A 10070-nucleotide genomic window follows, 5' to 3' on the forward strand; every position below is an offset into this window, starting at 1 on the left:
GCCGGGCTGCGGCACGATGACAAGGTCGGAGCACCAGAAGTACCTGCTTCCTTCGGTCCCGCGGCGGATTTCCGAGCGTTGTCAGGACCGCCGAGCGGAACGGTCCAAGAATGAATTTCTGGAGTGGCCGAGGCGATATCAACGCTGGGACGGGTGGTGGAATCCATTTCCGGATACGTGAACAACGGTCGCAGGGGCTGGACCGAACTGCGGGTACATGGCGTATCCGGAACCCCGCCCGACGAGATGTTGCAACATGCCCAGAACGAGATGGTCGCGGGCGACGCAAACGCCGGATTCTTCCGGAAGCGATACGACTCGGCCCTGGTATCGGCCGACACCGAGCAGCAGCGGACCGAGGCCTACTTCTGGGGCGGGCTCACCGCCGGCGGGGGCGCACGGGCGCTGTGGCTTCTGCTGACACCGTTCATGCTGGCGAACATGGCCTACTTCGCGCTGCCCGCCCAAGGCCAGGTCGACGGCCGGCGGGCCGGCGCAGGCAGCGCGAAAGAAGCCGTGCTTGATCAAGAACGAGTCGAGCGGCGCGACGCGCGGGTCCGAGCGGTGGCCGAAGGGCTGGTACGGCTGTTCGCGTTGTCGGTGACGACGACCTTCATGCTCGTACCGGTGCAGATCGCGATGGATCTGGTCGGCTGGCAGTGCGTCCGCCCAGGGGTCCGTGACTGCACGGCTGAGACGCCGTGGCTAGCCTTTCTGAACTGGGGATGGTTGGCGACGCCGGGGCGGCGGGTGGCGGTGATGGCCCTGGTTCCGCTTCTGGTGGTTGCAGTGCTGTGGTGGCTGGGCCGCTCGACCTGGCTACGGCTGGAGGGCACCACGGTTCCCCCGGCCGGCGCCACCAACGACGGCCAGACACCGCTGGAGAACCGGGCGATGTGGAATGGTCGGGAGCCGGTCCGCAAGCTGCGGGCCGTACACCTCACGGCCACGCTGGCGGTGGTCGGGATCTTCCTGACCACGCCGCTGAGCAATGCCGCCGGCAAGGCCGGCTTGGGGATCCTGCTGGCCATGCTTGCGGTGGCCGCCTTCCTCGCCTGGCGACCCGAAACGAGCCGGCGGCGGCGCCCTGACCAGACCCACGCCGCCCCCAGGTTCGACGGATACACGGCCCTCCCGCTGGTCACGGCTGTCGTGGTCCTGCTGGCCGCGGTCCTGGATGTCGCCGCCGACCAGGAGGCGATTCGCCGCGAGCCGTCGCTGCCCGGTCTGGCGGGTGCCGTCCAAGGCCAGTTCACGGGACAGTCCGTGGTCCTGCTGGTGACGGCCGGCCTGCTGGTCTGGCTCCAGCGTCACGCGCCGGACCCGCAGCTGATCGAAGCGGTGCCGGACCGCGACGGTACGGCGATCGTCGACCGGCCGGTATGGCGAGGCATGGCCTGCGCCGCCTTCATGATGGTGGCGTTGGCGTTCATCGGAGAGATCGCCGCCGGAGCCGGGATCCGGTTCGCCGATCTGCTCGGCACGCCCACCATCGAATACGAAGGCCCGTCCACTTTTCTGCTGCCCGGCGGCTACTTCTCCGCCGCGGCGGTGACCGCCATCCTGGCGATAGTCCTGGCTGTGATGGTCGCCATCGGATGGTGGAAGCTGGCCAAGAAGGCGAAGAGGTTCGAACCCGCACTGGACACGTTCTACGACGACGCGACCGGCAAGCCGCACACCACACGCCGCGAGGCGATCGCCAGGGTGTGGGCGTGGGCTGAAATCGGTGAGGTGGCGCAAGGGCTGGTCGGCTGGCTACTCGTGATCATCGCGGTGGTGCTCACGGCCGGTCTCATCGCGTTCTGGCGCGACCCGACCTGGCTGCTGGACCATGCGCGGTTGCTGGTCAACGCCGGCACGTTCCTGGTGGTCGGCTTCGTGTTCCTGCTGCTGTACGTCGGACGCCAGGCGTACGGCAATCCGCGCTTCCGGCGCACTGTCGGGGTGCTGTGGGACGTCGGAACCTTCTGGCCCCGCGCGGCGCACCCGCTCGCCCCGCCCTGCTACACCGAGCGGACCGTGCCGGACCTGATGACCCGGATCGGCTACCTCGGAGACAAATCCCAGGGCGGCAAGGTCCTGCTGTCCTGCCACTCGCAGGGCTCCGTGATCGGCGCGGCCGTCATCATGCAACTGACGTACGACGAGAGTGCCCCCGTGGCGTTCCTGACCTACGGAAGCCCGTTACGCCGCCTGTACTGCCGGTTCTTCCCCCAGTACTTCAACGTCGCGGTGCTCAACCGGGCGGGATCGTTCCTGCTCGGCAGCGCTCGCGAGGACACCCCGCGCGCCGAACGTCCGTGGCGCAACCTGCACCGGCGCAGCGATCCGATCGGGGGTCCGCTGCTGGTCACCTATCCAGCCATGGTGTCCGACGACGGTGGGCACCTCGTGCCGGCCGGCGACAACGGCGACATCGACCGGCAGCTGGTCGATCCGCGCTTCGACCGGCCCGCCGGCGACACCTGCGACCCAGCCCCGTACGGGCATTCCAACTACTTCGCCGATCCGGCCTTCGCGGCGGCCGCCGCGAAATTGATGGAGTTGAGGGACACGTATCCCAGCGTCCGCGGCGTGCGCTCCGGCGGCCATACCCGGGACACGGTCGAGTCCCCAGGTGATGCCGAGGCGCGCCAGCGGGCGGCGGGGCCGCCTACGTAACAATGGCACCCAAAGTCCGTGTGCGGGGTAGCTGGTTGGCTCGCTGTCTCGCTGTTCAATCCGGGCGCTTTCGGGGTGTCCGGGGAGCTTCTGCAGCCTGGCGTGGGAGCGGCTGTTCGTCGCGGATGGCGAGTTCCTGCAGAACCAGGTCGGTGTCAGCGTTCTCAAAACGTGTGCGGGATGATCTCGTCGCGGAAGATTCGCGGGGACTCGGCGTCGGACAGCAGATTCCGGCGCGGGTCGAGGTCGCTCATTGCGCCTGCGCCCGCAGGTCCTGGGTGAGCGCCCGAAATCTCTCGGTGGCCACCGCCACGGCGGCGTCGTCGGTGCCGCGCAGCCGGTCCTGCTCACGGACGCACGCGGCCCGCTCGGCCAGCAGCTGCTCGGCCTCGGCAGTGTCGCTGCGCTGCTGCGCCTGCCGGATCAGCACGGTGTACGCGGCGGTGGCCTGGCTGATCGCCTCCACGGCCACCTCGTAGGCCACCGACTGCGCCGAATCCCAGGCGAAGGTGGGCAGTCCGGCCAGCACGGACGGGTCGTGCGGTCGCATAGTCACGGCGTCACCTTCCCGGCCCGGTCCGCAGGGCCGTGTGCAGATCGACACGTAACGAAACGCTCGTACTGATGATCCTCCTCTGCGAGGTGGGGCGAAGGGCTGGGTGGGTCGGTCATTCCGCGGCGGAATACTGCGCGTCGTGACGGCCAGGACGTCACCAATCCGCCCCAGCACCACCGGGTGGGTCAAGTCTTGCGGACTGCGCTGGGGAAGCCTGCGACGAACAGGGTGGCGAAGATCCAGGCGATGAGTTGCTGCGTCCTCCCGGCGACGGTCACGGTGGCCCGACGGCGGTTGAGCTTCCCCGCTTCGACGGAGCGGTTACCTGCCTCCGATCGGGACAGGGGTGAGGTTATCTGGGCGTGCCAGGCCATCTCATTTTCGTCGGGAGTGAGGTAGCCGAGTTCTTTCTGGATGCGGCGGGTGTTGCTACCAGCTCTGACCTTCCCGATTCGGGAAAGGCCCGGTCGATCGGACCTCCGACTGGTCCGGAACTCCTTGGGTCGGGGGCATCACGTGCCCCCCAGCCGCGTGCGGCCTGCACGCGGCCCTGACTCAGGAGAACTCGTGACAGCAGACCCCCAGTACGACCTCACCGGAATCCAGCTCATCCCCATCTTCGACAGTCTGGCGTCCCAGCATCCCGAGATGGTGAAGAAGTTCCTCCGCCCGCGCAACGGCGGCCACGCCTGGAACTACGACATCGTCTACGACTCTCGGCGTACTGCTGCGCCTGCTCGGCTAAGTCCTCGGGGCCTCCCCGTCAGAGTCGGTGGCCGTTAACGACCGGGCGCCCGGATGCGCGGCGTGCTGGGCGGCCCACCTCGACGTGACGCTCGCAGGGGGGCAATTTTCATCAATGGTTCTTGATGTGCGAGATAGCCGGGCGTGGATTCCCGGCCCGGAAATTGCCGTACGTGAAATACCGGAAATTGCCGTACGTGAAATACCGGCAGCCGCCACAATCTTGAGCCGTGATCTGCTCAAGGGCGGAGGGTGCTGCCGATGACTACTGTGTGCGGATGCCGACGTTCCCCCGCGCGTTCCGGTGGACGCTGGGCGCCTTCCTGATCGTCGTGGCCGCTACCTGGTGGCGGCCGCTACACCCGGCCGAGCAGGCCCTGCACCACTCGCTCACCGTGCTCGGGCTGGTGGCCCTGGTGCTCGTCCAGCGGCGGCGGCCGCTGCCGTACGTATCGTTCCTCCTGATCTTGATTTTCCTGGTCCTACATTCGGTGGCGGCCCGGTGGATCTACTCGTTCGTGCCCTACGACGACTGGGCCAGCTGGCTCTTCGGGGTACGCCTGAATGAGGTGTTCGGCTGGCAGCGCAACAACTTCGACCGCCTGGTGCATCTGTCCTACGGTCTCTGCTTCGGTCCCGTGCTGTTCTTCCGGTTCCGCGAGGCCGGGCGCAGCATCCGCTGGTCGGCGCTGACAGCGGTGGAGGTGGTGCTGTCCACCAGCGCACTGTACGAGTTGTTCGAGTGGGCCATCGCGTTGACACTCGCGCCGGAAGCGGCGGAGGCCTACAACGGCCAGCAGGGCGACATGTGGGACGCGCAGAAGGACATGGCGATCGCCACCCTCGGCGCGATGATCGCAGTGACGGTCACTGCCGTGATCGCCCGTCCGGCACCAATCCGATCTTGAGGTTCCAGGACTGGTACTCACCCGGCCTCGGTCGCGGGTGACAGCCGGGTCGGGCGCGTCGTACGACTATCCGCGCGCCGGTGACAAAGGGGTTGCTGCTTGTTTCATTGCTCTAGGACCGCGGCCCGGCGCCGGCGCCGCGCATGGATGACATCGCCCCCTATGCAGAACTAGGAATAGCCGGTACCGTTGCCCGCCATGAGCACCCTGCGCATGACGACGCCGCGCCTGCTAGCGCTGCGCATTCTGCTGGAGGACCCGGAACGGGAACGCTACGGGCTGGAGCTGGCCACGCAGGCAGGCCTCGAGCCAGCCACCGTCTATCCGATCCTGGTCGCGTTCGAGACGGTCGGCTGGGTGTGCAGCCGCGCGGAGGACATCGACGCGCACGAGGCCGGACGCCCCCGACGCCGCTACTACCGGCTGACCGCCGCCGGTGTCACGGCCGCCCGCGACGCCATCGCGGCCCGCGAGCAGCGCAGCGCCCGCGGAGTCTCCCGGCGGCTGGCATGGTGAGCCGTGAGGTGTCCACGGCGCCCGCCATGCGGGGCGTCGAACCCGCCGTGGTGGCCGCCCTGTCCCGGTTGCTGCCAGCCGGCTTCCGCGCCCGGCAGCATGACGAATGGACCGCCGACCTGCTCGATCTGGCCGACGCCGGGCCGGCCGCGCGGTGGCGCTACCTGTTCGCCGCCGCATGGACGCTGCCCACGCTGCGCTCGTTCGCCCGGCGGGGAACCGCAGCCGGCAGCGCAGGACTGCACGCGGCCGTCCCGTCCGCCGGGCTACAGCTGATCGCCCGGATCATGGTGGCGGGCATCGGCGTACCCGTCCTCGGCCTCACGGTGACAGGCCTGCTGAACTGGGCAAGCTTCATGGGCTCCTGGCCCGACAGCGTGAAATGGCCGCTGTGGCTGCTCCTGGTGCTTCCCGCCGCCGTCCTCTGGGAAGGCGGCGCCTGTCTCGTCGTCTGGCTGGCCCTGCTAGCGACAATCATGGTTTCGTGGCAGCGCAGCATGCCCCTCCGGCAGCGACGCATCGTGCGGCTCGCCGGCCTCGCCACCGTCGTGGTCGTGAGCGGCGCCATCACCCTCCAGGACATCGACGGCCGCGGCTGGCTCGGCACAGTAATCGGCGGCCTGTCCAGCACAGTCGGCACAGCAGCGACAACCGGGCTACTCGGCATGGCCGGCGTCATGCTGGCAGCACGATCCCGGACACTGAGCCGACGCCTACGTGTCGTACTCGCCGTGGCCGGCGTCCTCGCCCTGGCAACCGTGGCCCTGCACCACACCCCGGTGGAAGACATGATCTGGCAGCAGGTGAACAACTAACCCGGACCGGCGTCCCGCAGAACGGGAGCCTGAAAGACAAGCTCGAACACCACCACGCAAGAACACTGGAAGGAAGGCAGCGGCTGCGAAGCCGCCTGCGACGAGGTCGTCGCGCCGCATCACCCAATACAGGCTGCCGCAGTCGCCCACACCATCCCGCCGTCGTCCTCGGATTCAATTTGCACTAGTGACGTCCACTGCCGCGCCTCGTCCCGCAACGCCGGATCTGAGTGCGCAGGTGGGAACCCAGGCGCTGCCACGCGGCCTCGAACTCAACTCCACGTCGACACGTCCCTGGTTGAGCGCGTCGTACAGACGCGATGGGGGCGGTCCCGCGCGGACCCAGCCAGGCGCCGCGGAGGCCTTCCATTCCTGCCAACACGGGACACGGTAGCCTGCGCTGCGTGCTCGCCCTTCCACCCGGAGACTTCCAGGCCTACCTGTTCGACTGTGACGGCACCATCACCGATTCCATGCCGGCCCACTACCGTGCGTGGACACAGGCGCTGGCCGAGTGGGATTGCGACTTTCCGGAAGACTTGTTCTACGCGTGGGGTGGCCGGACGGTCACCGACATCATCGAGGATCTGAACCAGCGCCACGGCAAGGCCATGCCCGTGGCAACCGTGGCAAGCCGTCGCGAGGTCATCTTCCAGCAGGGCCTGAGCGAAATCAAAGCGGTGCCCGAGGTCCTCGCCCACATCCACGACGCGCACCGACGTGTCCCGTTGGCCGTGGTTTCGGGCAGTAGCCGAGACTCGGTCACCGCGTCGCTGACCACCCTCTGCTTGCTCGACCGCTTCCCGGTCCTGGTCTGCGCCGACGACTACACCAAACCCAAGCCGGATCCCGAGGCCTACCTGCTCGCAGCTCAACTGCTCAACGTGTCCCCGGACGCCTGCCTGGTCTTCGAAAGACACCGACCTCGGAATACAGGCCGCCACAGCGGCGGGCATGTCATCGGTACGCGTCCCCCCCACCGTGGCAGCGCTGAAACTTCACATCCCCGCCGCCCAAGCCGGATGCCGCCGAGCGCTACCCCGCCACCACCCGTGACGTCGGGGACCACCAGAAGACCCTCCCTCCGCACTGGCACCGAGCCCGGAGGTCAAACGGAAAGAGGCGACGACCTGGAACCTATGCTCATCAGCCGGTGAAGATGGCCGTGCCACTCACGATGAACGCGATGCCCAGGATCGCAAGCCCGGCCAGGAACGCGACGACACCAGCGGCCAGCGCCATGCTCCCCCGGGTGGCGTCCCGCGGCGCCGCGTGGCGGGTACTCCGGTATGCGAGGACACCCAGGACGAGGCTGAGAGTCCCGGGCACGAAACTCCACAACAGCAGCAGCGGCGCGGTCAGGACCGTAGCGCCCGCCACCCAGAGAGTGAAGCGGGGCAGTCGGGTAGCGGCGGACCGGGGCTGGTGCACTTCCACGTTGATCATGCAGACGATCATTCCGCCGGGTGACGCGGCTGATCACGTCTGGCGTACTCAACTACGGATGAGTACCAACGCCTAACCTCCGATGTGTGTCCGCGGCCAGTGAAAGATCAGACTGGCCGTTGACAGATGTGCGGTTGAGCGGTCGATGGGAGCGACCGTCTTGTGTAGTTCAGCGCTCGCAGTTGACCACTACGCCCCGCTTGCTCGGGTGGCAGTCGTCGCCCTGCGGCCCATTGCTGCCACCGTCGAGCCGGTCGGCGGCGCCCTGGTCGTCGTTGCTACTCAGCAGGTCGTCGCCGTCCTGGCCGTACACCGAGTCGATGGCCATACCCTGGGGGGGGTCCAGTGTTTCGCCCATATCACCCATGCCGGTAACCCGATGGCAACAGCCGACCACTCGGCAGCCCAGCGAATCGAGCCCGAGCGTCGGGCAGCGCCGCGGCCCGGCCAAATGCGCAGTGCTGGACCGACGTGACTTTGTCGAGATGCTCCACCCTGGCGACGCCCCGCTCAGGCTGTCTCCAGCCGCACCCCACCGCTACGACGGCGGCTGGCAGCCGAGCATGTTGATGTCTCCAACCGCTGCACCGACAACCGCATCCGGCCCGTAGCGCCGTGGGGCACCACCACACGCTGGCGTCGGGCCTGCCTCCTCGATCCGCTGGGCCAGCAGCCGCCATCCGGCATCCAACGTGGCCGTGCGCTCGGCCAGGTGCTCCTCGACCCCCGGCTGGCGATCTTGTGACAGCTTGCGTTAGCGCTAGTCGGAGGGCTGCAGGCCAGAGCCGGGCTGGAGAGCTGGGGCTTGATGTCTGGTTGCGCGGGGGTCAGCGTCCAAGCAATTCGGTCTCCAGCTCGTCTTCGCCGACTGGGCGGGCCGCGAGCACGGCGGTTTTGAGCAGCGCCTTGTCGACCACGATGCCGGCTCCGGCTCGCAGCACGGTGTTGCCGTCCGTGCGGATGTATTCGTGGGCGCCGCGTCCGCGCCGGTACAGCAGTGAGCTGCCGTCCGGCCGGCAGGTGATCTCTTCCGGCCGTGGAGGAGGAGCTGTCGGCTGGACCGGTTCCGGGCCGTCGGCCGGCGCGTCCGTCGCTCGCAGGACCGGCGGCGGTTGCGGGACACACAGCACATCAGGACCGCAGTCGGGGCCTTGCACAGCGGTGTGCGAAACGGTCAGCACGATGCTCTGTTCGCGCCAGTACTTCACGGTCGCCTGGTCCGACGGCTCGTATTCGGTGGTCGCGGTGACAGGCGTCGCCGTTGGGCGGTACCCGGGAATCTCAGTCGTGTAAATCTGGTCGAGCGGCGCCCGCAACAGCGACATCAGGTCGGCTCGCCGGTCCTCGGTGTGCTGACGCCGGAACTGCCCGTGCACCGCCATCCCGGCGCCCACACCCAGGATGAGGACGACGGCGAGCACCGTCACCCGGATCCGGCGTCCGATGAAGAGCGCGGCAACAGCGACATACGGCAGACCGGCGGCCAGTGTCCAGGGTGCCATCTCGCCGTACTTCATGTCGAAGACAGTGGTGAGCCACGCGACGCCGCCAACGCCGACCATCCCGCCGGTGGTGACGGCCACAGCCCACCAGAACCGCCGGGCCGCAGTGCTGGTCGCCGGCGAGGCGTCACTGGTGACCGTCCCGGCGAGGAAGATCAGGCCGACAGCTGCCACCGGAACCACAAGGAGCCCGAAGCCACCGCCAAAGATCAAGACCACGAACAGGGCGGCCGCTACGGGCAGCGTCAGGCAACCCAGTACATAGACGGCGGCCAGTTGGGCGGCGACCGGCCCAAGCCGGGCAAGACGGTCGTCGAAGGAGTCGGGCACATACAACCTTTCGCAGGCGGGATTCGAGTGTGACGTGGGGCCGCCACCGATCAGCCGCTGGCGGCGCCACACCGGCACGGCCGACACCACGCCGGCCACGAACGGCCGCGCCTCGGCAGCCTGGCTCGCACCCCAACCGGATCGCCTGTTCCCCCGGCCTGCCTGCGTAGAAGGCCCGGCCGTCCGGGCCGAGGTCTATCCCCCGTGATACGGCGGTGCCTGTGCCGGCGGTGCCGGACGACGGCCGGGCATCATCGGCCGCCGGCGCCGGGCCCGGACCCGGCGGTGGTGAAGCCGCCGCCGGCGAGCGCGGCGACCAGGTCGTCGTAGCGGCGTTCGGCCTCGCGCGTGCGTGCCTCGGCGGCGGCGAGGTGGCGGGCGAGTTCGCCGGCCTGGCGCCGGCTGTGTCGGTGCGGGTGGCGTCGAGTTCGCCGCGTAGGGCCTGGGCGTCCTGGCGGACATCCGTGGCCTGCTGTTCGGCGGCCCCGACCTGATGCTGCAGGTGGGCGAGGGCGGTGCGGGCCTGCTCGGTGTCGCGGCGCAGCAGGGCGAGTTCCGGGTGCATGCCGCTGAGCAGGTGGACCATTTT

General features: G+C 68.6%; 11 protein-coding genes. 7 read left to right on the forward strand and 4 right to left on the reverse strand.

The features are described 5' to 3' along the window. The first annotated feature begins 153 nt into the window (after window positions 1-153). Window positions 154-2664 carry a hypothetical protein gene (locus tag ACMCNK_RS08755; protein ID WP_412735898.1) on the forward strand — a complete coding sequence of 837 codons (2511 nt, stop codon included), beginning with the start codon at window positions 154-156 and terminating at the stop codon, window positions 2662-2664. 250 nt (window positions 2665-2914) lie between these two features. On the opposite strand, the gene ACMCNK_RS08760 is transcribed toward ACMCNK_RS08755, so the two are convergent. After that, a complete protein-coding gene (locus ACMCNK_RS08760; protein ID WP_412735899.1) occupies window positions 2915-3220 on the reverse strand; it encodes a hypothetical protein in 306 nt (101 codons plus the stop codon). 567 nt (window positions 3221-3787) lie between these two features. Between ACMCNK_RS08760 and ACMCNK_RS08765 the strand changes: the two genes are divergently transcribed. The 5 genes from ACMCNK_RS08765 to ACMCNK_RS08785 all read left to right on the forward strand — a co-directional run bounded on the left by ACMCNK_RS08765 (window position 3788) and on the right by ACMCNK_RS08785 (window position 7360). Continuing rightward, a complete protein-coding gene (locus tag ACMCNK_RS08765; protein ID WP_412735900.1) occupies window positions 3788-4003 on the forward strand; it encodes a hypothetical protein in 216 nt (71 codons plus the stop codon). Between the two features lie 239 nt (window positions 4004-4242). Then, a complete protein-coding gene (locus tag ACMCNK_RS08770; protein ID WP_412735901.1) occupies window positions 4243-4872 on the forward strand; it encodes a DUF2238 domain-containing protein in 630 nt (209 codons plus the stop codon). Window positions 4873-5070: 198 nt separating this feature from the next. Continuing rightward, on the forward strand, window positions 5071-5388 hold the full coding sequence (locus ACMCNK_RS08775) for a PadR family transcriptional regulator (protein ID WP_412735902.1): 318 nt from the start codon (window positions 5071-5073) through the stop codon (window positions 5386-5388). Between the two features lie 8 nt (window positions 5389-5396). Next, window positions 5397-6203: a hypothetical protein gene (locus ACMCNK_RS08780; protein WP_412735903.1), complete on the forward strand. Its 807-nt coding sequence runs from the start codon at window positions 5397-5399 to the stop codon at window positions 6201-6203. Window positions 6204-6607: 404 nt separating this feature from the next. Further along, the gene (locus tag ACMCNK_RS08785) at window positions 6608-7360 is read left to right on the forward strand and encodes an HAD family hydrolase (protein ID WP_412735904.1); all 753 of its coding nucleotides are present in this window, start codon (window positions 6608-6610) and stop codon (window positions 7358-7360) included. Here the strand turns inward: ACMCNK_RS08785 and ACMCNK_RS08790 are convergent. The 3 genes from ACMCNK_RS08790 to ACMCNK_RS08800 form a co-directional block, all read right to left on the reverse strand. Then, window positions 7350-7649 (reverse strand): hypothetical protein, encoded by a 300-nt coding sequence (locus tag ACMCNK_RS08790; protein WP_412735905.1) that lies wholly within the window; start codon window positions 7647-7649, stop codon window positions 7350-7352. The two genes, ACMCNK_RS08785 and ACMCNK_RS08790, sit on opposite strands and share 11 nt — an antisense overlap. 169 nt (window positions 7650-7818) lie before the next feature. Beyond that, entirely contained in the window at window positions 7819-7977 is a 159-nt protein-coding gene (locus ACMCNK_RS08795; protein ID WP_412735906.1) for a hypothetical protein, read from the reverse strand. A 499-nt stretch (window positions 7978-8476) separates the two neighbouring features. Then, window positions 8477-9580, reverse strand: a complete 1104-nt coding sequence (locus ACMCNK_RS08800; RefSeq protein WP_412735907.1) for a hypothetical protein — start codon at window positions 9578-9580, stop codon at window positions 8477-8479. Window positions 9581-9696: 116 nt separating this feature from the next. Between ACMCNK_RS08800 and ACMCNK_RS08805 the strand changes: the two genes are divergently transcribed. Next, window positions 9697-9975: a hypothetical protein gene (locus tag ACMCNK_RS08805; protein ID WP_412735908.1), complete on the forward strand. Its 279-nt coding sequence runs from the start codon at window positions 9697-9699 to the stop codon at window positions 9973-9975. Window positions 9976-10070: the final 95 nt, after the last annotated feature.

It is taken from the genome of Krasilnikovia sp. MM14-A1259 (genome assembly GCF_047159535.1).
GTDB lineage: Bacteria > Actinomycetota > Actinomycetes > Mycobacteriales > Micromonosporaceae > Actinoplanes.